The sequence below is a fragment of the Alcanivorax sp. DG881 genome, from assembly GCF_000155615.1.
GTDB lineage: Bacteria > Pseudomonadota > Gammaproteobacteria > Pseudomonadales > Alcanivoracaceae > Alcanivorax.
On record NZ_DS989915.1, the window covers coordinates 397,559 to 421,436 of the forward strand.

Sequence of the window (23,878 nt, forward strand, 5' to 3'; positions counted from 1 at the left end):
AGTTTTTTTCAGTATAGCCGACAGCCCGGGAGCGGTCATTCAGGGTTGAATCGCCGGCTATCGGTGTAGACTATCGTGATGGCACGAAGTTGCAGTGCCTGGCGCCGTCTATCGGCGTAATTCTATGACCCTAGCGCACGGGAGATACTTTGCACAGACTGTTCAGCCTGTTTTTCCTGGCGGGTATCGCCGGGGCTGTGATCCAGCTCATGGCCGGGGACATGGAGGCACCGGGGCGCCTTATCAATGCCCTGTGGGAATCTGCTGATCTGGCGGTGGAAGTGAGCCTGGGCTTGATCGGGGTGCTGGCCCTGTGGAGCGGCCTGTTTCGCCTGGCGGAAGCCAGCCGGCTGGCCGATCGGATATCCGGCTGGGTGACGCCGGTGCTGGCCCGTGTCATGCCAGGCATTGCCCGAACCCCGGAGGCCGCCGCTCCGGTGTCCATGAACCTGGCGGCCAACATGCTGGGGCTGGATAACGCCGCGACGCCACTGGGGCTCAAGGCCATGGAGTCGCTCCAGAAAGACAACCCGTCCCCACGCAGCGCCACCAACAGCCAGATCATGTTTCTGGTACTCAATACGTCATCGGTGACGTTGGTTCCGGTCACAGTACTGCTTTTTCGTGCTCAGCAAGGCGCAGAAGACCCGGCGCTGGTGTACCTGCCTTTGCTGATGGCAACCACCATTTCCACCCTGGTAGGCGTGATTGTTACCGCCAGGGTGCAAAAGCTGCCCCTGGCCAGCCCGCTATTGCTCACGGTAATGGGTGTCTGGCTGGCGGTTCTGGGTTTGCTTGGCGCCGTTGTGTTACTGGCCCCGGCAGAGGCCGCCAACACGTTCGCCAGCCTGCTGGGCAATGGCATTCTTCTGCTTGTGTTGAGTGTGTTCTTTATCGCCGCCTGGCGGTCCGGGGTGGATAGCTATGATGCCTTTGTCGAGGGGGCAAAGGAGGGCTTCACGCTTGCGGTGAAAATCATTCCTTACCTGGTGGCCATGCTGGCAGCCATTGCCATGCTGCGGGCCGGGGGCGTGCTGGGCTTGTTTCTGGACGGCATTCGTAGCGGGGTTGGCGCGCTTGGGCTGGACACCCGCTTTGTGGATGCACTGCCCGTGGCGCTGCTTAAGCCCTTGAGCGGTTCCGGAGCGCGGGCCGCCATGGTGGATGTGATGCAGACCCATGGCGTGGATTCGCTGGCCGGGCGGATGGCGGCGGTGATGCAGGGCTCCACGGAAACCACCTTTTATGTATTGACCGTGTATTTCGGCAGCGTCGGCATCCGTGATTTTCGTTATGCGCTGTGGTGCGGGCTGGCGGCAGATGCCGCCGGGCTGGTCAGCGCCATTTTCCTGAGTTACCTGTTTTTTGCCTGAACGCTGCAGTGCAGCAGGGCGCGACTTCAAATGCCCGCGCTCTGTTCAGGAACAATGTACCGAAAGGTAAGGTTGATGCGCGGGTCCGGCCGGTTGCGGCGGCGGGGCAGGGCATGTTCAAAGTGGGCCTGTACTGCCGGCGACATCAACAAAAGATCGTCATGATGAAGCGGTACACTCAGGCACTGACGCTGACTGCCCGGGCCTTTCGGCCGAAAAGTCAGCTCCCGGCAAGCGCCTAGATTGTAGGACGCTATCCAGGGCGCATGGCCCAGCTCCGGTTCGTTATCGCTGTGATAGCCCATGCAGTCGTCACCATTACGGTACAGATTGGCCAGGACGCTGTTGAAGGTTTTGCCGGTCACTTGCTCGACAGCTGTCTTGATCGGTAATAGGGCAGCAGGCCATCCTCTCGCGGTATGCGTATGCCCGGAATAGCGATAACGTAGCCCGGTGTCACCGTGCCAGGCGGTTAACCGCGGGACTGGGTGCTGCCGCCCATACACGGTAATCTTGGGTTGTTGCCAATCAAGAGTCTGGCTTAACGTAGCCAGCAGGCGGTCTGCTTGCGATGGTCCCATCAAACCCGCCCAGCGATGCAGCTGCGCATCGCTGCTCAGGTCGATAAGGGAAGCAGTTTGCCGAGCCTGGGGCCCGGTTATCGGTAAACACATAACGGCTCTACAAAGATTGCCGGCAGCTGCCGGCGAGGATGATCAGGGAAACATCATGCTGCATATCTTTCGGATCGAAAATGGTGTTCTGCGCGAAAAGGATGTGGACACCATCATGCCATCACTGGCAGAGGACGGTAGCTGGATCGACCTGGTTGATGCCGAGGAAGACGAGCGGAACCTGGTCCAGCAATTTCTTCAGGCGGAACTGCCCGATTCCGACGACATGGAAGAAATTGAAGCCTCGGCCCGCTTTTTCAGTGATGAGCAGGGGCTCCACGTTCACTCCCTGTTCCTGTTCCAGTCGGAAGGTCGGGCCCGGACTTCCACGGTGGCCTTTGTGGTACAGGAAGGGCGGCTGCTCTCGTTCCGTGATTCCCGATTGCCGGATTTCCGCTTGCTGCGCCTGCGAGTGCGGCGCGGCTGGGTCAAGGTATCGCAACCCCTGGATATCCTGTTGAGTATTCTCGACCAGAAAGTGGAAAACCTGGCGGATGCCTTGGAAGACGTGCACCGGGACCTGGAAAAAGTCGGCTATAGCGTGCTCGAAGAGGAAAACGGGGAGCTGGAAGAGGACATTGAACGCCTGGCACAGCTGGAAGACACCAACGGGAAAATCCGCCTGTGTCTGATGGATACCCAACGATCCATCTCGTTTATTCAGCGCTATGTGCGATCGGACAAGGTGCGCCGGCGTACCTGTGCGGAAATCCAGCACGACCTGGATACCCTGTTGTCACACACCACCTTCCTGTTCGACAAGATCAACTTCCTGATGGATGCTGCCCAGGGCTTCATCAACATCCAGCAGAACCAGATCATCAAGATCTTTTCCATCGCGGCGGTGGTGTTCCTGCCACCCACCATGATTGCCAGCATTTACGGGATGAACTTCGAGATCATGCCGGAGCTGGATTTCCGCTTTGGGTATCCGATGGCCATTGGGCTGATGGTGCTGTCCGGCATGGCGCCGTACTGGTATTTCAAACGAAAGGGCTGGTTATAGCGGGTGGCCTGACCTTTGGTCCTGATCTTTGGTAAAACGCGGCGTCGGGCGTCAGGATTGCAACGCCCAGCCACTCGCCGTTTCAGATGCCTTGCCTTCTGCGGCAAGCTTGATCAAATGCGCGCTCAGCGAAAGCTGTGCCACCCCGTGCAAAAATACCGGCACATCGTCATACACCGCCGTTACCAGGGTCGCCAACGGTTGTGCCGTTGCCGTCAGGCAGCCAACCACCTTGTCTTCGCGTTTTTGGCGATGGGCGAGGGTCTGGGAAAGGGTGTCTTCCGGGTGGCTGATGACATCGCCGTGTCCTGGAGCCATCAGGGTGATGCCGCGATTCTGCAGTTTTCTCAGTGACGCAAAGTACGCCTGCATGGAACCGGAAGGGGGAGCGATGACCACGGTGGAGCCCTGAATCAGGTGGTCGCCGGTGAACAGCAAACCCTGTTCGCTCAGGTAGCAGAGGTGGTTTCCCACATGGCCCGGGGTTTCAATGGCGGTGAGGCTGACGCCGCCACAGTCCACCGTATCACCTTCACCCAGCAGTCGATCCGCATTCCAGCTTTCATCCTGCAGTCCGTCATCCGGCACAGAAGGGCCCAGGCAGCGAGCGCCCGTGGCGGCCACCAGAGCCAGTGCACCCGGAGAATGGTCACGGTGAGTATGCGTGACGATGACCTGGGTGATCGGTTTGTCCAGAGTGCGGGCGGCCTGCAATAGCGCCTGCAGATGCTCCTGGTCCTCCGGACCGGGGTCAATAACGGTAAGGCTGTCCCTGCCAAACAAATAACTGTTGGTGCCTGGCCCGGTCATCATGCCCGGGTTGCGCGCCAGTACCCGCCAGGCGTGGTCGCCGATGGGGGTGAGCTGGCCGGGAATCAGTGATGCCATAATGACTCCTGGGAGTTTGGAAGCCGCATTGTGACGATTCATGCCAGATCATGCCAGCCCGGTCTCGCACCCTTATTTCTGTTCCGGGTAGGCCAGCTTTTCCACCACCCTCAGTTGCCAGCGATCCACCCGCGTTTTTTCCTCCGGGTGACGACTGACAACCGCAAACTGATATTCACTGCCCCGGGGCAGATACATCTGCAGGGTAATAGGCTGCTGATAAATGACCTGACAATCCTCCGCTGACTGGCAATGCAGCGCCTGTGCCTGCAGTGAAAGTGCGGCAACATCCTGCGTGCCCTCATTGCGAACCGTCCCGCTGAGGCGCACGCCGGATTCCGAGTCCCGAATTTCCGAAAGGGCCAGTTCCACTCCCTCGGGTGGCAAATATACCTGATCATCCTTCCCGCCTTGCCACACACCGACGGCCAGCACGATCAATCCGGCCAGAACCAGACTGGCGATCAGCAAAAACGGACGCCGGCCCCACTGCCAGCTCCCCCATAACAGGGCAGAGACCGCGATAACCACAGTTAATACAAGCAATAGGCGCATTTATCCTCCACAGATGCAGACCTGACCTTTCCTGATTCATATAATCCCAGCAGGCATATGTAAAGGAGAAGGGCATGTTGATTGTTGTCTCGCCGGCAAAAACGCTGGATTACGAGAGTGAATTACCGGCACTGAAAGCCACGCAACCCCGCTTGCTTGATGATAGCGAGGTGCTGATTGAGCGTGCACGCCAGCTTTCGCCGGCAGATATCAGCAGCCTGATGAGTGTCAGTGACAAAATCGCCCATCTGAATGCAGAACGTTTTTCGTTGTGGGCTCGCCCCTTCAACAAGAAAAATGCGCGCCCGGCGGCGTTTGCTTTCAAGGGCGATGTGTACACCGGCCTGGATATCGAATCGTTCACTGACAACCAGCTCAACGATGCCCAGTCGCGATTCCGTATGCTCTCCGGCTTGTATGGGGTGCTGCGCCCACTGGACCTGATGCAGCCTTATCGGCTGGAAATGGGCACACGGCTGGATAACGTTCGCGGCAAGGATTTGTATGCCTTCTGGGGCAGCACCATTACCGACTTGCTGAACAAGGACATGAAGGCGGCCAAAACCGATACCCTAGTGAATCTGGCGTCCAACGAGTACTTCAAATCGGTCAAGAAGAAGGACGTTGCCGGCACCATCATCGAGCCCGTTTTTCAGGACGAAAAAAACGGTAAGTACAAGGTTATCAGTTTTTATGCCAAGAAGGCGCGCGGCCTGATGGCGGCCTGGATTATCAGGAAAGGATTGAAAGATCCGGGCAAGCTGAAACAATTTGATGTGGCGGGCTACCGCTATTGTGAGGCGGAATCCACCGCGCTGAAGCCGGTGTTTCGCCGGGCAGAGCAGGGCGCCTGACCGGCACCCAACGATGACGCGGTCAAGCTGGCCGCGTCATCGCGTTCATCAATGCTTCTTGTTATCCTCGAATTCACTCTTGGCCGCAAGGAAGCCGGTTTTCAGGCCATCCCAGGCAATTTCAAGCCCGGCCTTGATGTCATCCCAGGCGTCATCGCCATGGGATTCCAGCCGCTCCAGTTTTTCCTCGAACTCGCTGCGCCGGCCTTTCATTTCGTTGAGTTTTTCCCGGGCCTCATCTCGCCATTCATCACGCAAATCATTCAGCCGTGCTGACAGGCGATCGAGTTGATAGTCCCAATCTTCAAGTTGCTGACGGGCGCGGGCAGTAAAGTCCTTTTTATCTGACATCATGGAGCCTCTCTAGTGTGAGCGTCATTGGTCATCGTCATTGTCACGCCAGGGCGATTGGAAATCGTCAGGCTTGATCACCAGCACATCGGCATTGGCGCGAGTAATCACGGATTCCGCAGTGGAACCGAGCAGTAACCGTTCCGGCAGGTTGCGGTGGACGGTCCCCAGCACCAGTAGATCCACATCTTCCTTGTCGCAGTAGCTGGACAAGCTATGGGCAATGGGCCCATTCAGTGTCACCAGCTGGTTCTGGTCCAGCCCCTGGGCGGCCCCGAACTGAAAGAAATTATCACGATGGTAGGCGCGGACTTTTTCCATGCTGCCGGTGTAGTCCGGAATGGCTTCGCCCGCCACCATAATCAGGCCTTCATCCATTTCATCGAGCACGTGGCATGCGGTGAGCTCAGCGCCAAGCAGAGCGGCTTGCTGGCGTGCGCCTTCCAGCACCCGCACAGAGAGCCGGTCATCGGAGGCTTCCCCGGTGCCCGGGTCCAGCGCGGCAAGAATGCGAGGGGGAGCATTCCACTCCCGGCTATGCACGCAAAGCACCGGGCAGGGCGCCTTGCGAATTAATTGCCAGTCCCGTGGGGTAAAGAGGTGGCGACGCAGGGCACTGTCGTCGCTGGTATGCACTACCACCAATGACGGAGTCAGCGCCAGTATGGCCTTGCGCAACCCATCCATGCTGTCTTTTTCCCAAAGAACACAAATCTCTCCTGCGTCTTCGCCCAGCAGTGCGGTGACGCGTTTGTGCCAAGCTTTGCTGATCTGCTGCCGGGCCGCCTGTTGGCGTTCGGTATCCAGGCCAACGGCACGCACCATCGCGGAAGAATACGCATTGATAATAATCTGTAGCGGCGCCCCGGCCGCAGCTGCGATGTGCTGCGCCTTGCTCAGGGCGGGCTGGTCGGCTTTCAGATGACGATCAAGAATCGCAACGACAGGTGCTGTCACAGTGTGAACTCCAAAGCGGGATCGTGGTTCTGGCCACACAGGCGGGCACGATCAAGAATTTCAATATCGCGGCCGGTTACCCGAAGCCATTGCTGTTGCTGGAAACGGGTAAAAATGCGGCTGACCGTTTCCACGGCCATGCCGAGGTAATTGGCGATATCGTAGCGGGACATGGGCAGACGGAAACGATGATCGCTCAGTCCTCGGCGCTGATGTCTTGCAGACAGTGACAGCAACAGGGAGGCCACGCGGTCATCCGCACTTTTCTTGCCGAGCAGCATGTGCAGCTCCCGATCCGAGCGAATTTCATTGCTCATCAAACGGAAGAAATGATGCTGCAGAGAGGGGATCTGCTGGGACAGCGTTTCGAGTTGTGAGAAGGGAATCTCGCACACCGTGGCGGTCTCCAGCGCCTTGGCATTGGAAACATGGTGCGCGGTACTGATGCCATCCATGCCCAGCACCTCGCCGGGCAGGTAAAACCCGGTGACCTGTTCCTCTCCTTCATCGCTGACCACATAGGTTTTCAGGGCGCCAGAGCGCACGGCATACACAGAATCAAATCCGTCTGTGGCACGAAACAGGTGCTCGCCGCGTTTCAGTGGGCGGCCTCGGTGGATAATACGATCCAGCTGATCCAGTTGTGCCGGGGCCACTGCCAGGGGCAGGCAAATGGGGCTGAGGCTGCAGTCGTTGCAGGAAACATGATGAGACACGGTCAGACTCCGGTTGATCGCTGCGTAAAGCGTCACTCTTAGAGTATAGAGTGAAAATAGTAGAATAAAGGTCAAATAATCCGGCTGAACCGGGCTTGCTGCTGTTGTGGGGTGTAGCGGTCAAAGGGCATCACCAGAGCCCGACTGACCAGACGGCCGCTGTCGGTGATCTGGAGCCGATCCTTTTCTACTGCCACCAGCCCCCGGGCTTCAAATGTCACCCATTCAGCCATGGCATCCGCAAAATAATCCGGGAAATGGATTCCCCAGGTTTCGCTGAATACGGACATGTCCACGGACAGGTCACACAGTAACTGAATAATCAGCGCCCGACGGATCTGGTCGTCGCGATTGAGAATGAAGCCTTTTTCAATCGGCAGACGACGCTGCGACAAGTCGTGGCCCCAGTCGTCCAGCGTCTTGTGGTTCTGGGCATACAGATTGCCGAGCTGGCTGATGGCGCTCACGCCGAGCCCCAAAAGATCGGCGTCACCGTGGAGGGTGTAACCCTGGAAATTGCGATGCAGCAGTCCGTTTTCCTGTGCCACTGAGAGGCTGTCGTTTTCCAGCGCAAAATGGTCCATGCCGATATAGCGGTAGCCTTGCTCCTGAAGCATTTTTCCGGCCCGGGTGAGCATGCCGAGCTTCTCTTCCGGGCCGGGCAGGGCTTGTTCCTGGATCTGACGCTGAACCTTGAACCGTGAAGGCAGGTGGGCATAGTTGTACAAAGAGATGCGGTCTGGCCGAAGTGGCAGCAGTCGCTCCAGCGTGCGCGCCAGACTCGATTCCGATTGCCAGGGCAGGCCGTAAATCAGATCGGTATTGATAGAGCGAAAGCCAAAGTCGCGGCTCCACGCCATGGTGTCACGGATCAGCTCATAGGGCTGGACACGATTTACCGCTTTCTGCACACGCGGATCCAGATCCTGCACACCCAGGCTGACGCGATTAAAACCGAGCCCGCGCAGCAATCCCAGCCGGGATTGATCCACGGTGCGCGGATCGATCTCGATGGCATAATCACTGCGTTCGTCATCGCGCAGATTGAAGTGGCGGGCCAGGTCGTATACCAGCTCGGTGAGCTGCCCGTCATCGAGAAAGGTGGGGGTGCCGCCGCCCCAGTGCATCTGCGTTACCGGCCGTCGCTTGTCGACTCGCGTGGCCTTGCGTTTGATTTCGCGTTTCAGCAGTTGCAGATACTCCGCCCCTCGCGCCTTGTTGGCGGTGACAATGCGATTGCATGCACAGTAATAGCAGACGCTGTCACAGAAAGGGATGTGCATGTATAGCGACAACGGCCGGCGAGCCACATTGCCTTCATCCAGTGCCAGCCAGAAGTCCTCTTCACTGATATCAGCGTGAAAACTGGTGGCCGGCGGATACGATGTGTAGCGTGGGCCGGGGCCGCCGTACTGCCGAATGAGTGATGTATTCCAGCGAATCATGGGCGCCTCCTGCGGCCGCACATCAGTGTGAGGCTGATTATCCTCCTGCCGGCGCGGCGCTATTTGATCCAGATCAAGGGTGGGCGTGATGCTGATGCGTATTGTGCCTTTGTTCATCATGTTCGGCGGCAGAATGAGAGGGCATGGCGTGTGGGCCATGGCCATGCTGCATCATGCTCATGGCTTGCCAGAAGAACACCAGTGCCAGGCACAGGGTGAGGATGCTGGCCAGAACGGGCCAGGCGCCACGGCGAAAACGCTGTAGTTGAGACGCCAACACGCCGGTGGTGGCGACTGGCACCACGGTAATGACACCGAAACAGAGCATAACCAGCGCCCCCGCCAGGGCCGTGCCTGCAGTGGCCGCCAGTGCCAAGGCGGTATAGATCAGCCCGCAGGGCAGAAATCCCCACAGCGCCCCCAGCCCCAGGGCTTTTGCCGGGTGATCGACGGGCATCAACTTGCGGGTAACCGGTTGCAGACGCCGCCACAGACGCTGGCCAATTTTCTCCACGCGCTGAAGCAGTCCACCGCGACCGAGCAGGTACGCGCTGAGCAACAACATCAACAGGCCGGACAGTATCAGTCCCACCGCCATGGAGGGGCCGGGAAGTTGTGTCAGGAAGGCGCCGCCGAGCAGGCCCGCTAATGCACCCAGGGCGCTGTAGGTGCCGACGCGGCCCAGCCCGAATAACAGCTGCCAGCCCCACAGGGCGATTCCCTGGCGGCGGGATTCCGGGATGGAAAAGGTCAGGGCACTGCTGATGCCTCCGCACATACCAATGCAATGGACGGAACCTGCACTGGCGATCAGGGCGGCACTGGCAATCAAGGAGGCAAGGGCTTCAATGGTCATCGCGAGGGCTCGATGGTGAATCCTGGGTGCTATCTGTTCTGTCAGCGTGGTGCTGTTCTTTTGGAGTCTGTGTTCTAGCCTGTTTTCGCTGCTCCCTGTCCTCGAATACAACTCGCCAGGCAGCGTTGTCCAGATCATCAAACTGATCCTTGCGCAGTGCCCAGAAGAGGGCAGCAATGGCACCAGCCAGGAACAGCAAGGCTAGCGGTATCAGCAGGAAGACAATTTCCATCGAGTCACCCGGGTGGCGTTGAATGTGACCAGAAGCGAGCTGGCTGACATGCCCAGCGCTGCGGCCCATGGCGGCAGCAAACCACTGACAGCAAACGGGACGGCAAGGATATTGTAAAGCAATGCCCAGGCTAGGTTTTGCCGGATGGTACGCTGACAAAGCCGGGAAAGTCGGGGCAAGGCTGGAACGGCGTTGAGCGTGTCATGGAGCAGAAACAGCCCGGCAGCACGCTGCGCCAGGCTGGTCGCATTTCCCGTCGCAACGGAGACCGATGCGGCGACCATGGCCTGGGCATCATTGATGCCGTCACCGACCATCATTTGCGGCGCACCGCTTTCCAGTTGTGTGAGCCAGGTGGCCTTCTCGGCGGGGCGTTGTTGAGCGCGTCGCTCACCAATCTCCAGCTGATCGGCCACCGCGTTCACCGCGTGAACATTGTCGCCACTGGCCAGGCGCGAGGTAATGCCGAGATCAGCAAGGCTCTTCACCACAGCGCGAGCCTCCGGACGAATCGGGTCCTGCAGCCATACGTAAAGCCGTACTTCATTATCGCAAAGCAGTTGCAGGCATGTTGTGTCGGGACGCGCCTGATCCGGCGCACCGGTGATACGCCATGTCGCTCCCTGCAACGCTCCGCTGACCCCGCTATGGTCCGCGTGCAGTGCGGTAATGTCGGGATGCCGGGAGTATTGCTGAAAGGGCTTTGCCAGCGGGTGTGGATTATTCCACTCCAGTGCGGCGGCAATCGTCAGCAGGTCCTGTTCTGGCAGCAGACTGTTGACGGTTTCGGTGTCGACAATCCGGAACTGGCCGGCGGTGAGCGTGCCGGTTTTATCAAACAGTACGCCTTTCACCGCGGTGCAGCGCAGAAGCTGTCGGGGGGAAGCAACCAGGATGCCTTCGCGCAATGCAGTGCCCAGCGTCGATGACAGAGTCAGGGGAACAGCAAGAGCCAGGGCGCAAGGGCAGGTCACCACCAGTACGGCCAGGGTATGTTCGAACGCCATGGCCGCGCCGGCGGGCCAGTGCCAGATAAAGGTCATGGCGGCCAGCAACAGGATGCCACCGGTAAACAGCGGCGCGATGCGTTGCCAGTCCCTGACCACTTCCACGCGTTCGTGCTGGGCGTGCTCCACTTGCTCAGCGATTTTTGCCACCAGGCTGGAGGATGCGGGTCCCGAGGCTTCCAGCACGATATTGCCTTCCACCAGTCGGCTGCCGGCATGTACCGGGTCATTGATGCCATGGTTTACCGGCAAAGGCTCGCCATTCAGCGCCGATTCGTCGAAGGCACCGCGGCCTTCGATGAGGGTCCCATCCACCGGGATAATGTCGCCCTGAATCAGCTGCAGGCGATCTCCTTTGGCCACCTGCCGGGCGCTGATCCAGTGCGCTATCTGCTGCCCATCAAGGCGGCGAACGGCCTGGGGCAGGGTGTTGCTGACTCGCCGGTAAGCTTGCTGGATCGTCATGCGCTGACGCTGCTCCAACCAGCGACTGGCCAGCAAGAAGAACACAAACATGGCAGCGGAATCGAAATAGACGTGCCTGCCTCCCGTGGCCATCATCACCAGGCTGCCGGCCCAGGCCAGCAGCAATGCCAGTGCGATGGGCGCATCCATGGTCAGGCGCGCTTGCCTGAGGCCGCGCCAGGCTCCCTGGAAAAACGCCCAACCGGAGTAGAACACGACCGGCGTGGCCACGGCGAAACTGGCCAGCCGGAACACCCATTCATAAAGCGCGTCTTTGCCGTCGAAAACGCCGATATAGAGAGCGGTGGAGTACATCATGGCCTGCATGGCGCCCAGCCCGGCCAGTGCCAGTCGGCCCAGCAATTGCTTGTGCGCGCGTTGTTCGTCGGCCTGGGTGCGAGGGTCACCGGGCAGGGTCACCGTGTAGCCCAGTGCCTGAATCCGTTGTGCTGTCTGGCTGGCGTCTGCTTGCCCCTGGTAGTCCACGCTCAGTGTCATGCTAGCCAGGTTGACGCTGCTGCGCAGTACGCCGGGCTGCTGGCTGACGGTTTTTTCGATCAACCAGCTGCAGGCTGCACAGGTGAGTCCACCCAGCTGCAGTTTCAGGCGCTGGCCATCAGCAAGGCTGGTGAGATGAGGGTCGATTAACTCCGGCACAGAAAAAAGCGCGCAATCCAGCGCCTGGCGCTGATCGTCTGGCTGTGGCGCGGCATCCTGGCGCATCAGGTAGTAATCATCCAGCCCCAGGCCATAAATGGTTTCTATGGCTGCGGCGCACCCCGGACAGCAGGCATCACGGGGGCCGTCAGGCGTTTGCGCGGGGAAGGCGCCCGTGGGGGCCGGGTTACTGCAATGCCAGCAGGCAGCGGTCATGGTGCGGCGGTTTTCCCCAATGTCAGGTTATCGCCTTGCGCCATGACGGTCTGATACAGACGCCAGTGATCACCAGAGGCGGTCACCGTAGCGGCACGGCGACCATCATGGGGGAGGGTGCCATCACTGCGGTATAGCGCGCCTTCAATATGCTCCAGGGCAAGGGTGACATCCCGTTCCGGGAGAGTGGGGTGGCGCAGCGATACGTTCAGGGTGTCGGGCATGGGAATGCCCGCCTCGCTACTAAGGCGCGCCTGAATGCCGGCACCCACCTGGGCCAGTTCAAGGCGAATACCCAGGCGCGCCGCAAGACGCTCCTGCTCCACGGAGCGGTTGATGGCTCGCCCCTCCTTGTACCATTCGTCTACCACGGGTGTGTCGGCATTCACGATGGCGATATACAGCAGTGTCAGGCCGCCGACCACCGAGGTGGCTGGCAGCAGGATCGCCAGCCACAGGAAAGGATAGCGGTACCAGGGAAGCTCATCGCCCTGGGGCAATGAATCGGGATTCATGGCGTTTCTCCAGGTCAGGATCATCCAGTGCCGTTACCGTAAACCAGATCGGCGCGGATTCCATTTCCACCTCATAAGGGTCATAGCTCACGGTCACCGGCAAAGACAGTTTCTTGCCGCCTTCGAGGGTGAATTCAGTGCGGTTCTTCATACGCAGGCCATCCGGGCCCTTCATGGTAAGCACGTACCGGTGGCTGTACTGGCCCTTGTTCTGGATCTCCAGCCGATAGATGTTTTCCACTTCGCCACTGCTGGCGGTGCGGTAGAGCTGGTTTCGATCGCGAATCACATCAACTTGCAAGGGCACCCGGCTGTACAGGGTGCCCATGAACAGGCTGCCCATGATGATCAGGATGGCCCCATAGCCGATAAGTCGGGGGCGCAGGATGCGCGACTTCAAGCCTTCCAGGGCGTTTTCGGTGGTGTAACGAATCAGCCCGGGCGGCTTGCCGATGTGATCCATGACGTCGTCACAGGCATCCACGCAGGCCGCACAGGTAATGCATTCATACTGCAGCCCATCACGGATATCGATGCCGGTGGGGCAAACCTGAACGCACATGCCGCAGTCGATGCAGTCGCCTTTTTCCACCACCGTATCTTCCTGTTGGCGTTTTTTGGCGCCACGGCCACGGGGTTCGCCGCGTTGTTCGTCGTAAGACACGATCAGGGTGTCGCGGTCGAACATGACGCTCTGAAAACGGGCGTAGGGGCACATGTACAGGCATACCTGTTCGCGCATAAACCCGGCGTTGCCGTAGGTGGCCACGGTAAAAAAGCCCACCCAGAACAGCTCCCAGCCACCCCAGCCGAAGCTGAGCAAGCGGGTGGTCAAATCTGTAATCGGTGAGAAGTAGCCGACAAAGGTAATGCCGGTAAGCAAGGCCAGCATCAGCCAGAGCACATGCTTGCTGCCGCGGCGCATGATCTTGGTTGGTGTCCAGGGCGCCTGGTCCATCTTGATGCGGCTGTGGCGATCACCTTCACACCAGAACTCGATCCACTGAAAGAAACGGGTCCAGGTGGTCTGCGGGCAGACGTAGCCACAATAAACGCGGCCCGCCAGTACCGTGACAAAGAACAGGGCAAACGCGGCCAGGATCAGGATCCAGGACAGCAACAGAAAATCCTGGGGCCAGAAGCTGGCACCAAAAATACGGAACTGGCGGCCCGGCAAATCAAACAGCACCGCCTGCTGGCCGTCCCAACGCACCCAGGGCAGGATCATGTAAAGGCCCATGGTCGCCAGAATGGTGACGTCGCGGATAAACTGAAACCGCCCGGAAACGGATTTGACCTGAATGCGCTCGCGCTTGCTGTAGAGGCTCACGCTGCCGCCATCGGTGGCATCCGTGACCTTGATGCGCTTGGGGTCCGACATACTTCTCTCCGCTAACACCTTTGCGCCGCCGGTATCCCTTCACTGCTATGAATGATGGGCGGCGGCACCTTGCCTGGCGAAACCTGGGCTGACCCGCGGATTACTCCGCGGTGTCAGCGTTCCGGGACAGGCTGTACACATAGGCTGCGATTACATGAATGCGCTCTTTGCTGAGCAGGTTTTCATGGGGCGGCATGTGGCCCGAGCGGCCGTGGCGAATGGTGTATTCGATATCTTCCACGCGGGGGCCGTAAAGCCAGGTGGTATCGGTGAGATCGGGCGCCCCCATCATGATATTCCCCTTGGCGTCCTGCCCGTGACAGGCTGCGCACATGGCAAACTTGGGTTTGGCCCGCTCAATCGCTGCGGCTTTCTGGCTGTCCTTGGCCAGGTCCGGGCGGCTCAGGCTTTGCACATACAGCGCCATGTCCCGTACGGCTTCGTCGGTGTTGCCGATGGCAGCGGCCATGGGCGGCATGGCTGCCTTGCGCCCCTTGGTGATGCTGGTAACAATCTGGTCCGGCTCGCCACCGTACAGCCAGTCGTCATCCGCCAGATTCGGGTAGCCTTTGGCACCACGGGCATCGGAGCCATGACAAATGGCGCAGTTGTTCGCGAACAGCCGGCCGCCTACTGCCAACGCTTCCGGGTATTCCACCAGCTCCTCGATGGCCACCTGCCCATATTGCTCGAACAGCGGGCCGGTGCTTTTTTCCATCACGGCCACTTCTTTCTGGTACTGGTTGTCACTGGTCCAGCCCAGCACCCCGTCGAACTTCCCGAAGCCCGGGTACAGCACCAGATATACCGCAGAGAAAATCAGTGTGCCGATAAACAGGAACAGCCACCAACGGGGCAGGGGAGCGTTGCGCTCCTGAATGCCGTCGAAGCTGTGGCCCGTGGTTTCCTTGGCGGCTTCCTCTGCAGAAATCTGGTTATTCCACAGCAGCAGGCCACCGCAACCCAGCAGGTTAATAACGACGATGACGATAATGAACCAACTCCAGAAGTCACTCATTGCTCGTCCCCCTTGTGCAGATTCCCGGCTGTTCGCTCGTCCGCATCCAGCGCGATATAGCCGAGCTTTTCGTAATCCTTTTTGCGACTGGGGCGATACACCCACGCCGCCATGGCAACAAATGCCAGGAAGAACACCAGGGTAAACAGGGCGTGATAGCTCATTGCACAGCCTCCTTGCGTTCCTGACCCAGTGACAGCAGGTAGGCCACCAGTGCATCTTCTTCGGTGGCGTTGGCCCACTCACCGTTGACCTTGCTCATCTGCTCGGCGATGTCTTCATCGGTATAGGGAACACCAAAGGCATTCTTGAATACCAACAGTTTGCGCTCGGTCAGATCCCAATCCACCGGGGTTTCCTGCAGCCAGGGATAGGCGGGCATATTGGATTCGGGCACCACCTGGCGAGGATCGCGCAGGTGCTCGCGGTGCCATTGCTCGGTGATCGGGCGCAGGCCCACCCGGGCCAGATCTGGCCCGGTGCGCTTGGAGCCCCACAGGAAGGGATGCTCCCACACATCTTCGCCGGCTACGGAATACACCCCGAAACGTTCCGTTTCCGCGCGCAGCGGCCGCACCATCTGGGTGTGGCATACATGGCAACCTTCGCGGATATAAATATCCCGGCCTTCCATCTCCAGCGCGGTGTAGGGTTCCAGGGTTTCCAGCGGCTCGGTGGTCGCTTTCTGCCAGAACAGCGGCACGATTTCTGCGAGCCCGCCGAAACTGACGGCGATCAGTGTCAGCACAATCATGAGGCCGACATTCTTTTCTACTACTTCATGAGCGTTAGACATGTCGTTCTCCTCAGTCAGCCTGCTGCACGTTGTCTTCACCGTGGCAGTCGCGTTCGGCACGGACGGTTTTATAGACATTGACGGCCATCAGGATCATGCCGCTCAGGAAGATAATCCCGCCCAGCAAACGAATGATGTAGAACGGGTGCCGCTCGACCAGCTCCTGCACGAAGTTGTAGGTGAGGGTGCCATCGGTGTTCACCGCGCGCCACATGAGCCCCTGCATAATGCCGGACACCCACATGGAGGCGATGTAGAGAACCGTACCAATGGTGCTGAGCCAGAAGTGGGTGTTGATCCAGGAAATGGAGTACATCTGCTTGCGCTCGAACAGGCGCGGCACCATCACATAGGTCGCCCCGATGGTGATCATGGCAACCCAACCCAGGGCACCGGCGTGTACGTGGCCGATGGTCCAGTCGGTGTTGTGGCTGAGTGCATTCACCGTCTTGATAGCCATCATCGGGCCTTCGAACGTGCTCATGCCATAGAAAGACAACGCCACAATCATAAAGCGGATGATCGGGTCGGTGCGCAGCTTATGCCAGGCCCCGGAAAGGGTCATCATGCCGTTGATCATGCCGCCCCAGCTGGGGGCCAGCAGCACGATGGAGAACACCATGCCCAGGGATTGAGCCCAGTCGGGCAGGGAGGAGTAGTGCAGGTGGTGCGGCCCTGCCCACATGTAAACCGCGATCAACGCCCAGAAGTGCACAATGGAAAGGCGGTAGGAATACACCGGCCGTTGGGCCTGAACGGGCACGTAGTAGTACATCATGCCGAGGAAGCCGGCAGTCAGGAAAAAGCCCACCGCGTTATGGCCGTACCACCACTGCACCATGGCATCGATGGCGCCGCTATAGGCGGAATAGGACTTCATCAGGGAAACCGGTACCGCCAGGTTGTTCACCACATGCAGCAACGCGATGGCAATGATAAAGGCGCCGTAGAACCAGTTGGCCACATAAATGTGGGAGGTCCTGCGCTTGGCGATGGTGGCAAAAAACACCGCAGCGTAGGCCAGCCAGACCAGCGTGATCAGGATGTCGATGGGCCATTCCAGCTCGGCGTATTCCTTGGTGGAGGTAAAGCCCATGGGAAGCGTAATGGCAGCGGCAACAATCACCACCTGCCAGCCCCAGAAGCTGAATGCCGCCAGTTTGGGAAACGCCAGGACCGCGCTACAGGTGCGCTGAACCACATAGTAGGAGGTGCCCATGAGGGCTGAGCCGCCGAAGGCAAAAATGACCGCATTGGTGTGCAGGGGCCGCAAACGCCCGAAGCTCAACCAGGGGATATTGAAGTTCAGGGCAGGCCAGGCGAGCTGGGCGGCGATAAACACCCCCACAGCCATGCCAACGATCCCCCAAACCACAGACATAACTGTGAATTGCCGAACAACCTTGTAGTTGTAATCCGGCGAAGCAACAGCATTTTCCATGTGCGTTTCCTTCCGATTTTTGTGCGAGCTGACTGTAACAGGCACAAACGCGGTCCTTTTTGATGCAGATCAAGTCGCGCTGACTGTTGCTCACGACTTAACCGGCAAGCCTGGGCGCCCGCACCCTCTACGGACAATCTCCGCAAATATCGTACGGGAATATCGCTATACTATTTCGGACTAAGGGAAATAGCGATAGCGACATAACACTTCCAGGCAGGACATTTTGCCCCACCCCTTTTGTGTCTAAATGCACACTCTCTTTGTGGGCAATTTATGGGGTGAGGTCAACGGAAAGCGGGGATATTTTTGAATCTACGCAGAAGAATTGCGGGACAGGCCAAAAATCAGCGCCGTCAGGCAAGCCAGGAAAGTAACGGTAACGATGGCGGTGCCGAGCAAGCCGAACAACACAATGGCTCCCACGCCGCGATACAGTTCGGTGCCTTCGCCAGGGATAAGCACCAGCGGGGCAAGGCCGCACACCGTGGTGATAGTGGTCATGGCAATGGGCCTCAGTCGCGATGCCACCGCGTCGCTGACCGCCTGCGCAGCAGCGCTACCGGCACGCATGTTCAGGGTGGCTTCGTGAACAATCAGGATCGGGTTGTTCACCACCGTACCCATCAGGATCAGGAAGCCCAGCATGGTAATCATGTCGAAAGGCTGACTGATGCCGGCGGCATTCATCAGCGCGAGCCCCAGCAAACCGCTGGCAATCCCCAGCGGGATAGTGGTCATGATCAGCAGCGGGTAGCCCCAGTGTTTGAAAATGGCGACCAGCAGCAAATACACCAGCAGCAGGGCGACCACATAGTTACCGCTGAGCGATTGCTGTGTTGCCTGAAGCTGGTCGCTGGCGCCGGACAGGCTAATGCTGATGGTGTCCGGAATGACCCCGTTGTCACGCAGCTGCTGCACCATGTCCCGTACCTGGGCCACGCCGCTTTCCAGTGGCACAGAGCGGGGCGGAATGATATTCAGCGTCACCGTGCGGCGGCCATTAACCCGGCGGACCACACTGGTATCTACGGTTTCCTGAAGGTCAGCGAGAGAGGATAGCGGCACAGTGGCGCCAATAGGGGTATGCACCGGCAGGCCGGGCAGGGTGGTCAGCGACGGCGAGCTGCCAGTACGGTCGCTATAGGCGTAGATATCCACCTTGTCGTCGCCGAGGAAGAACTCGTCCAGGAAGGCGCCATCGGTGAGTGCTGCCACGGTATACCCCAGATCCCGGGTGGAGAAACGCACCTCGGCCGCGCGGCTCCAGATGGGGCGGACTTCAATCAGTGGCTGGGCCAGCGACAGGCTGGCGGGCTGGGACTGGATGCGCGGATTGTCGAAGACAGTTTCCGCTTCCCGATACAGCGTTCTGGCCACATCATAAATCTCAGCCAGATCTTTACCCGCCACATCCAGCGTCACGCTGCGGGTGCCGCCATCGTTGCTGGAAATGATCGAGCCGCGTGCAGCGAAGGCACGCATACCAGGGTATTGCCGGTAAACCTGGGTAATCCCGTCCATCATCGGTTCCATATGGGCCGGGTCCATGGGTTCAGCGATGATGCGAAGGTTCTCGGCGCTTACGCCCAGGTTCATGTATTTGAGTGGTGGCATGAACAGTTCGCCGCGATCATAGGCCTGCGGGTCCTGGCCTACCAACGGCAACAGTTCTGCTTCCACTTCGTCAGCAATCGCGGCCATGGTCTCCAGATTGTAGCCGGGCGGGGCGTTCATGCTGGCAAAGGTCTTGGGCTCTTCCCCCTCGGGCAGATATTCCGCTGGTGGCGTCAGGAAGACCACAATGGCGGTGGCAATTGCCAGCGTAATGCCCAAGGTGGCAAGCTGGCGCGGGCGGGTGGCCGATAACTGTGTGGCCCAGCGATTGATCGCTTTCATCCAGCGGCTATGTTCACCGTCATGATCCATCACGGCGGAGAAATCCAGCCGGGCGGAGAGGGTGGGGATGACCGTCATGGCCACCAGCATGGAGACCAGAATCGAAGCGGAAACGGCGATGGCAATATCGGAGTACAGTTGCCCGGCCTCTTCCTGAATAAACACCACCGGAAGAAATACCAGCACCGTGGTCATGGTGGAGGCAAACACCGCCGGCCAGACTTTCTGGATCCCGCTCACCGCTGAGCGAATTCGATCAAGCCCTTTGCGCCGTTCCATCTCGATGCTTTCCAGCACCACAATGGAGTTATCCAGGGTCATACCGATAGCGAAAGCAATGCCAGCCATGGAGATGACATTGATGGTCCGCCCGGCCAGCAGCAGCCCCAGGAAGGCGGCAATGGTACAGATGGGAATACCAATGACGCCCACAGCGGTAATGCGTACTGAGCGCAAGAAAAGAAACATCACCAAGGTGGCAAATACCGCACCGATGCCCAGGTTGATCCACACGTTCGCCACCGAGGCTTCCACGTAACGCACGTCATCGGACATTAGCGACATGTCCATGCCGGCCGGTTCCAGCACCTCCTTTTTAACCAGGTCGACCTGCTCGAGCATTCCCTGCTTGATGTCGATTACGTTGGAGCCGGTTTCCCGGCGGACTGCCAGCATGATCACCGGATTGCCGTTAAAGCGGGAGATCTGCCGCACGGGGAAATGATCCATGACCACGGTGGCCACATCCCGCAAGCGCACCAGTGAGTCGCCCTGGCGCTGCAAAATCAAATCGTTGAGATCATCCAGATTCTCGAAACGGCCCACGGTGCGAAGCAGGTAGCGCCGCTTGCCGCTATCCACTTCACCGCCGGACACATCCTGATTGCGTTCGCGCAGCGCATCGCGCACTCCAACCACCGTCAGTCCGAACTGGGCCAGGGCCTGAGCATCCAACAGCACCTGAATCTGCCGTTCAGCGCCGCCACGCATTTCCACCATGGAGACGCCTTGCACGCTCTCCATGCGTGGGCGGACCTCGTCGTCAATAAAGTCACGCATCATGTCCATGTCCAGGCCGCGGGGATTGCCGGCCTGCGGGTAGACACTGAAATACATGAAGGAATTGCTGGAGAACGAAGAGGAGAGAATCTGTGGCTGGTCCACCGTATCCGGGTAGGCGGGGACCTGGCTGAGCGCGTTGTTCACCCGGATCAACGCATCGGTAATATCTACGCCAAAGGGGAATTCCAGCTCGATTTCCGCTTCGCCGCTGTAGGCCGTAGCGGTTAGCCGTCGCAGATTGGGCAGGTTGCGCAGGTATTCTTCCTGCTCAATCAGAATTTCCTTTTCCACATCCTGGGGCGTGGCGCCGGACCAGCGCGTCAGTACGCTGATGGTACGCACTTCCAGATCAGGAATCATTTGCACCGGGATGCGCAGCGCGGCAAGCACACCGAGCAGGGTGATGATCAGGACGATCACCGTCATCAGGGTGCCGTTACGAACAATCCGTTCAAACATCAGCGGGTTACCTGGATCCGGTCGCCATCTCGCAAGCCCTCATTGCCACGGACCACCACCTTGTCCCCCTTGCGTAGCCCCTCCAGAACAATCACTGGATCCGATTGCCCGGGGCGCACCTTGATGGCGCGCCGACGTGCCACTAATTCATCTCAATCCGCATTTCCATCAGCATTAACTACAGCCAGCCAGACCGACACATTGCCCTGAACATCACGGAGCAGTGCATCTCGGGGCACGACCGGTTCAGCGCTGGAAGACTGGATGGACAGGTTGCCGAACACGGCCATACCGGGTGTCAGCCCCTGGGAAGGCAGGCTGGCACGCAGCACAAAGGTGCGTGCCGAGGGGTCATTAACCGGGACGATGGCGGTAATTTCGGCCGGGATTTCAGATTGTGGCGCGCTGTCTGTCCGGCTGGTTGACGCGCTCTCCAGGCGAATGGTCAGCGGCGTCTCCCGGCTGATTTGCGAAAAGTAGCGCTGTGGAACGGCAAAATCCGCATGCAGGGTATTGCTGCCAACCAACTCAAGCACCGGCGTTCCCGGTGTGACCCACTCACCGACTTCGGTGAGTTTGGCGCTGATGACGCCGGCAAAAGGCGCAGACAAGGTGTGGCGTTTGAGAAGCGCCTTTTGCCGTAAAACCTCCGCCTGGCTGGCCGCAAGGGAGGCTTTGCTGGTTTCCACTTCCGCTTCCAGGCTGCGTATTTCACTGGCTGCAATACTGCGGCTTAACGAGTTGGCTTCCGTGAGCCGTCGCTTTGCGTCGTTCAGGGTGGCGGCCTGCTGTCGATAACTGGCCTGTGCCTGCCTGAGCGCCAACTGATTGAGCTCTGCATCGAGTTCCAGCAGCACATCACCAGCCCCAACCGCATCACCAATATCCACGCCGACACGATTCACCAGGCCTGATACGGACGCCGATAAGCGCGCAGCCTGATCGGCAGAAAGCGTCCCGTTAATCAGCAGCTCACGAACGGGCTGCTTCATCTCAACGGTGGCAACGGTGACAGGTGTTGCTGCTTGAGCCAGCAAGGGGAGGGTAAGAATGGAGAGCAGGCAAAGGCGTAAAGCAGGCATAGGACGGTGTGACCCCAAAAGTACAATGAGCAACCCAGGCAGAATGAACGATCCGAACAGAGGGATTTAACGTTTCTGGCGGCTGAGATGCAAATCCGAATCGTTTACGCCCATATGGCCTTATTTCCCCTGTGGGGTATCCGTCACCACGGCACTGAATGATACTGATGATAGGTGACAGCCGCTCTACGCCTGGGTTGAGGCAATTGCTCCTATTTGACGATAACTGAATTCCCGAATGGCCCGTTTTTATGAATAACGAAGCGAGTTAGCGTTACAGCCCCTTAATCTGAAAGAGCGCATGGCGATGACCCCCTTCAATAAAGCAGCGGCACTGGTGCTGTTCGCTGCTGCAAGCGCGATATACGCTGAAAGCCCGCAAACCCAAGCTCGTCTCACGGTAGTACCTGCCGGGAATGTGGACTGGGGCTACCTTAACCCTGCGAGGGGCGAGTTAAGCCCGGGCGCCGCGAACCTTTGGGGGGACCGAGCGGTCGATACAGCAACAGGGATGCTGGTGCGTTTCGATAAGGGCTTCCAGTCTCCACCCCATATCCACAACATCACCTACCGCGGCATAGTGATTAAAGGGCAGATGCATAACGATGACCCCGATGCACAACCCATGTGGATGCCGGCGACTTCATTCTGGACCCAACCTGCCGGGGCAGACCACATTACCGCAGCCGCTGCAGCAGACAACCAGATATACCTGGAAATTGATGCGGGCCCTTATCGGGTTCAGCCTTCAAGCAAGGCCTATGATAATGGCGAACATCCGCTGAATGTTCATGCAGACAACCTGGTCTGGCAGGACGGTGGTGAGCTATATTCCCTGCAAGCTGACGACGTGGAAGCGGCCCCGCTTTGGCAAAGTGACACAGGCGTGAATGGTGCCATGATACGTTTGCCTGCCGGGTTCTCCGGTTTCATCAAGACACAGGCCAATGAGTTTCGAGCCGTGTTGATAGCAGGTGAAATTGATTACAGCTCGACAGGGGCAGTGAAAGCCGTTTCCTCATCCTCTTCATTGAAGGCCGGTAGCTATATCGAATCCAGTGGCACCATTGAGCATGAGGTTCACAATCAAACGGATGATCCAGTTACCTTGTATGTGCGTACGGATGGTCCGTATATCGTGAAGGGAAACGATAAAACTCGTCGTTAACCAACACCCTTTAACAAGGCTTCCAGCATGGCGACCAGCTCCGCACATTTGTCGTCGTCCAGGGCATCTTGATGAGGGGAGGCAAAACGCCCCTCGTCATTATCAAAATAGCGCCCTGACGCGTCAGTGAACTCGCCAGACAAGGCCGCTTTTACCAGGATGCCAGCACCAATTGCCAGGCTCTTTCCTGCCACCCCGAACCCCTCCTTGACCATTTTCGACGCAAGCAATGAGCCGGGGTTGACCGCGACAATTACAACGTCCCGGTTTTCTTCTCGCTGGGAAAGGGCGCGGGTCCACATGGTTAGCGCCAGCTTGCTCTGGGCATAGGCCTGCATGTCATCCAGCGGCTTTTCACCTTTCAGGGCTTCGAATTCCACAGGCGCCTGAGCGGCGGAGGAGAGATTAATGATGCGTGCTTTTGGGGGCAGGCCAGCAGCCAGTTGCCTGGCCAGCAAGTAGGGGGCCAGCGTGTTAACGACAAACCGAATATCCAGCCCTTCAGGAGTAACTGGAGTGGGGGAGCGCAGGATGCCGGCGTTGTTAATGATAACGTCCAGGGGGGAATGCCTGGCACGCAGCTGTTTCGCTAGCGCTTCCACTTCGTTGAGCCGGGACAAGTCCGCCTGGCAGGTTTCAACCCAGCCATCGCTTTGTGTCGCAAGGAGCTGTTGTTTAGCAGCGGCAATTTTTTCCGGATTGCGACCATGGATTATTACCTGATGACCTTCACCGACTAGACGCTTTGCCGTTTCAAGGCCGATGCCGTCTGTGGCGCCGGTAATGAGAACACGCTTTGTCATGG

General features: G+C 58.8%; 24 protein-coding genes. 4 read left to right on the top strand and 20 right to left on the bottom strand.

Features of this window, described 5'->3' with window-relative positions; translation table 11 throughout:
- Window positions 1-149: 149 nt before the first annotated feature.
- Window positions 150-1,373 (top strand): nucleoside recognition domain-containing protein, encoded by a 1,224-nt coding sequence (locus ADG881_RS01775; RefSeq protein ID WP_007151274.1) that lies wholly within the window; start codon window positions 150-152, stop codon window positions 1,371-1,373.
- 26 nt (window positions 1,374-1,399) lie between these two features.
- Here ADG881_RS01775 and ADG881_RS01780 read toward each other — a convergent pair whose 3' ends face one another.
- Window positions 1,400-2,047, bottom strand: a complete 648-nt coding sequence (locus ADG881_RS01780) for an alpha-ketoglutarate-dependent dioxygenase AlkB (RefSeq protein ID WP_050760102.1) — start codon at window positions 2,045-2,047, stop codon at window positions 1,400-1,402.
- 55 nt (window positions 2,048-2,102) lie between these two features.
- Here ADG881_RS01780 and corA point away from each other — a divergent pair, with 55 nt between their 5' ends.
- Window positions 2,103-3,053 carry a magnesium/cobalt transporter CorA gene (corA, locus tag ADG881_RS01785; RefSeq protein ID WP_039925941.1) on the top strand — a complete coding sequence of 317 codons (951 nt, stop codon included), beginning with the start codon at window positions 2,103-2,105 and terminating at the stop codon, window positions 3,051-3,053.
- 51 nt (window positions 3,054-3,104) lie between these two features.
- On the opposite strand, the gene ADG881_RS01790 is transcribed toward corA, so the two are convergent.
- Together ADG881_RS01790 and ADG881_RS01795 are read right to left on the bottom strand one after the other, a co-directional pair.
- On the bottom strand, window positions 3,105-3,941 hold the full coding sequence (locus ADG881_RS01790) for an MBL fold metallo-hydrolase (protein WP_007150739.1): 837 nt from the start codon (window positions 3,939-3,941) through the stop codon (window positions 3,105-3,107).
- A gap of 72 nt (window positions 3,942-4,013) precedes the next feature.
- Window positions 4,014-4,496: a hypothetical protein gene (locus ADG881_RS01795; RefSeq protein ID WP_039925943.1), complete on the bottom strand. Its 483-nt coding sequence runs from the start codon at window positions 4,494-4,496 to the stop codon at window positions 4,014-4,016.
- Between the two features lie 74 nt (window positions 4,497-4,570).
- On the opposite strand from ADG881_RS01795, the gene yaaA reads away from it, so the two are divergent.
- On the top strand, window positions 4,571-5,350 hold the full coding sequence (gene yaaA, locus ADG881_RS01800) for a peroxide stress protein YaaA (RefSeq protein WP_007150213.1): 780 nt from the start codon (window positions 4,571-4,573) through the stop codon (window positions 5,348-5,350).
- A 48-nt stretch (window positions 5,351-5,398) separates the two neighbouring features.
- On the opposite strand, the gene ADG881_RS01805 is transcribed toward yaaA, so the two are convergent.
- From ADG881_RS01805 to ADG881_RS01875, 16 genes are all read right to left on the bottom strand, one after another.
- On the bottom strand, window positions 5,399-5,704 hold the full coding sequence (locus ADG881_RS01805) for a hypothetical protein (RefSeq protein WP_007149397.1): 306 nt from the start codon (window positions 5,702-5,704) through the stop codon (window positions 5,399-5,401).
- Window positions 5,705-5,725: 21 nt separating this feature from the next.
- Complete coding sequence (locus ADG881_RS01810; protein ID WP_007149746.1) at window positions 5,726-6,658, bottom strand: universal stress protein; 933 nt, start codon at window positions 6,656-6,658, stop codon at window positions 5,726-5,728.
- Window positions 6,655-7,410 (bottom strand): fumarate/nitrate reduction transcriptional regulator Fnr, encoded by a 756-nt coding sequence (gene fnr, locus ADG881_RS01815; protein WP_304411966.1) that lies wholly within the window; start codon window positions 7,408-7,410, stop codon window positions 6,655-6,657. Before fnr ends, ADG881_RS01810 begins: the two co-directional genes overlap by 4 nt.
- Window positions 7,411-7,445: 35 nt before the next feature.
- Window positions 7,446-8,819: an oxygen-independent coproporphyrinogen III oxidase gene (hemN, locus tag ADG881_RS01820; protein ID WP_007150135.1), complete on the bottom strand. Its 1,374-nt coding sequence runs from the start codon at window positions 8,817-8,819 to the stop codon at window positions 7,446-7,448.
- 73 nt (window positions 8,820-8,892) lie between these two features.
- Window positions 8,893-9,675: a sulfite exporter TauE/SafE family protein gene (locus ADG881_RS01825; RefSeq protein ID WP_007151454.1), complete on the bottom strand. Its 783-nt coding sequence runs from the start codon at window positions 9,673-9,675 to the stop codon at window positions 8,893-8,895.
- On the bottom strand, window positions 9,665-9,907 hold the full coding sequence (gene ccoS, locus ADG881_RS17310; protein ID WP_083787443.1) for a cbb3-type cytochrome oxidase assembly protein CcoS: 243 nt from the start codon (window positions 9,905-9,907) through the stop codon (window positions 9,665-9,667). The genes ADG881_RS01825 and ccoS overlap by 11 nt, the downstream gene beginning before the upstream one ends.
- Window positions 9,886-12,252 carry a heavy metal translocating P-type ATPase gene (locus tag ADG881_RS01835; RefSeq protein ID WP_007149192.1) on the bottom strand — a complete coding sequence of 789 codons (2,367 nt, stop codon included), beginning with the start codon at window positions 12,250-12,252 and terminating at the stop codon, window positions 9,886-9,888. The genes ccoS and ADG881_RS01835 overlap by 22 nt, the downstream gene beginning before the upstream one ends.
- The gene (locus tag ADG881_RS01840) at window positions 12,249-12,767 is read right to left on the bottom strand and encodes a FixH family protein (RefSeq protein WP_007151070.1); all 519 of its coding nucleotides are present in this window, start codon (window positions 12,765-12,767) and stop codon (window positions 12,249-12,251) included. The genes ADG881_RS01835 and ADG881_RS01840 overlap by 4 nt, the downstream gene beginning before the upstream one ends.
- Window positions 12,736-14,148 (bottom strand): cytochrome c oxidase accessory protein CcoG, encoded by a 1,413-nt coding sequence (gene ccoG, locus ADG881_RS01845; protein ID WP_007149552.1) that lies wholly within the window; start codon window positions 14,146-14,148, stop codon window positions 12,736-12,738. Before ccoG ends, ADG881_RS01840 begins: the two co-directional genes overlap by 32 nt.
- Window positions 14,149-14,248: 100 nt before the next feature.
- Window positions 14,249-15,166: a cytochrome-c oxidase, cbb3-type subunit III gene (ccoP, locus tag ADG881_RS01850; RefSeq protein WP_007151364.1), complete on the bottom strand. Its 918-nt coding sequence runs from the start codon at window positions 15,164-15,166 to the stop codon at window positions 14,249-14,251.
- The gene (locus tag ADG881_RS01855) at window positions 15,163-15,330 is read right to left on the bottom strand and encodes a CcoQ/FixQ family Cbb3-type cytochrome c oxidase assembly chaperone (protein ID WP_039925947.1); all 168 of its coding nucleotides are present in this window, start codon (window positions 15,328-15,330) and stop codon (window positions 15,163-15,165) included. The genes ccoP and ADG881_RS01855 overlap by 4 nt, the downstream gene beginning before the upstream one ends.
- Window positions 15,327-15,962, bottom strand: a complete 636-nt coding sequence (ccoO, locus tag ADG881_RS01860) for a cytochrome-c oxidase, cbb3-type subunit II (RefSeq protein ID WP_039925948.1) — start codon at window positions 15,960-15,962, stop codon at window positions 15,327-15,329. The genes ADG881_RS01855 and ccoO overlap by 4 nt, the downstream gene beginning before the upstream one ends.
- Before the next feature lie 10 nt (window positions 15,963-15,972).
- Complete coding sequence (ccoN, locus tag ADG881_RS01865; protein ID WP_007149792.1) at window positions 15,973-17,403, bottom strand: cytochrome-c oxidase, cbb3-type subunit I; 1,431 nt, start codon at window positions 17,401-17,403, stop codon at window positions 15,973-15,975.
- Window positions 17,404-17,718: 315 nt separating this feature from the next.
- Window positions 17,719-20,823, bottom strand: coding sequence for an efflux RND transporter permease subunit (locus ADG881_RS01870; protein ID WP_007149356.1), 3,105 nt, complete (start codon window positions 20,821-20,823; stop codon window positions 17,719-17,721).
- Window positions 20,823-20,966, bottom strand: coding sequence for a hypothetical protein (locus ADG881_RS17455; RefSeq protein WP_156790309.1), 144 nt, complete (start codon window positions 20,964-20,966; stop codon window positions 20,823-20,825). The genes ADG881_RS01870 and ADG881_RS17455 overlap by 1 nt, the downstream gene beginning before the upstream one ends.
- 9 nt (window positions 20,967-20,975) lie before the next feature.
- Window positions 20,976-21,905, bottom strand: a complete 930-nt coding sequence (locus ADG881_RS01875) for an efflux RND transporter periplasmic adaptor subunit (RefSeq protein WP_007151056.1) — start codon at window positions 21,903-21,905, stop codon at window positions 20,976-20,978.
- 301 nt (window positions 21,906-22,206) lie between these two features.
- Between ADG881_RS01875 and ADG881_RS01880 the strand changes: the two genes are divergently transcribed.
- Window positions 22,207-23,073, top strand: coding sequence for a DUF4437 domain-containing protein (locus ADG881_RS01880; protein ID WP_198004982.1), 867 nt, complete (start codon window positions 22,207-22,209; stop codon window positions 23,071-23,073).
- On the opposite strand, the gene ADG881_RS01885 is transcribed toward ADG881_RS01880, so the two are convergent.
- On the bottom strand, window positions 23,070-23,876 hold the full coding sequence (locus ADG881_RS01885; protein WP_007150137.1) for an SDR family NAD(P)-dependent oxidoreductase: 807 nt from the start codon (window positions 23,874-23,876) through the stop codon (window positions 23,070-23,072). The genes ADG881_RS01880 and ADG881_RS01885 overlap by 4 nt on opposite strands.
- Between the last annotated feature and the right edge of the window lie 2 nt (window positions 23,877-23,878).

Excerpts from the sequence above, each read along its gene's own strand:
- ADG881_RS01780 (WP_050760102.1), bottom strand. The coding sequence starts at position 2,047 with ATGTGTTTACCGATAACCGGGCCCCAGGCTCGGCAAACTGCTTCCCTT.
- corA (WP_039925941.1), top strand. The coding sequence starts at position 2,103 with ATGCTGCATATCTTTCGGATCGAAAATGGTGTTCTGCGCGAAAAGGAT.
- ADG881_RS01790 (WP_007150739.1), bottom strand. The coding sequence starts at position 3,941 with ATGGCATCACTGATTCCCGGCCAGCTCACCCCCATCGGCGACCACGCC.
- ADG881_RS01795 (WP_039925943.1), bottom strand. The coding sequence starts at position 4,496 with ATGCGCCTATTGCTTGTATTAACTGTGGTTATCGCGGTCTCTGCCCTG.
- yaaA (WP_007150213.1), top strand. The coding sequence starts at position 4,571 with ATGTTGATTGTTGTCTCGCCGGCAAAAACGCTGGATTACGAGAGTGAA.
- ADG881_RS01805 (WP_007149397.1), bottom strand. The coding sequence starts at position 5,704 with ATGATGTCAGATAAAAAGGACTTTACTGCCCGCGCCCGTCAGCAACTT.
- hemN (WP_007150135.1), bottom strand. The coding sequence starts at position 8,819 with ATGATTCGCTGGAATACATCACTCATTCGGCAGTACGGCGGCCCCGGC.
- ADG881_RS01825 (WP_007151454.1), bottom strand. The coding sequence starts at position 9,675 with ATGACCATTGAAGCCCTTGCCTCCTTGATTGCCAGTGCCGCCCTGATC.
- ccoS (WP_083787443.1), bottom strand. The coding sequence starts at position 9,907 with ATGGAAATTGTCTTCCTGCTGATACCGCTAGCCTTGCTGTTCCTGGCT.
- ADG881_RS01835 (WP_007149192.1), bottom strand. The coding sequence starts at position 12,252 with ATGACCGCTGCCTGCTGGCATTGCAGTAACCCGGCCCCCACGGGCGCC.
- ADG881_RS01840 (WP_007151070.1), bottom strand. The coding sequence starts at position 12,767 with ATGAATCCCGATTCATTGCCCCAGGGCGATGAGCTTCCCTGGTACCGC.
- ccoG (WP_007149552.1), bottom strand. The coding sequence starts at position 14,148 with ATGTCGGACCCCAAGCGCATCAAGGTCACGGATGCCACCGATGGCGGC.
- ccoP (WP_007151364.1), bottom strand. The coding sequence starts at position 15,166 with ATGAGTGACTTCTGGAGTTGGTTCATTATCGTCATCGTCGTTATTAAC.
- ADG881_RS01855 (WP_039925947.1), bottom strand. The coding sequence starts at position 15,330 with ATGAGCTATCACGCCCTGTTTACCCTGGTGTTCTTCCTGGCATTTGTT.
- ccoO (WP_039925948.1), bottom strand. The coding sequence starts at position 15,962 with ATGTCTAACGCTCATGAAGTAGTAGAAAAGAATGTCGGCCTCATGATT.
- ccoN (WP_007149792.1), bottom strand. The coding sequence starts at position 17,403 with ATGGAAAATGCTGTTGCTTCGCCGGATTACAACTACAAGGTTGTTCGG.
- ADG881_RS01870 (WP_007149356.1), bottom strand. The coding sequence starts at position 20,823 with ATGTTTGAACGGATTGTTCGTAACGGCACCCTGATGACGGTGATCGTC.
- ADG881_RS01875 (WP_007151056.1), bottom strand. The coding sequence starts at position 21,905 with ATGCCTGCTTTACGCCTTTGCCTGCTCTCCATTCTTACCCTCCCCTTG.
- ADG881_RS01880 (WP_198004982.1), top strand. The coding sequence starts at position 22,207 with ATGGCGATGACCCCCTTCAATAAAGCAGCGGCACTGGTGCTGTTCGCT.
- ADG881_RS01885 (WP_007150137.1), bottom strand. The coding sequence starts at position 23,876 with ATGACAAAGCGTGTTCTCATTACCGGCGCCACAGACGGCATCGGCCTT.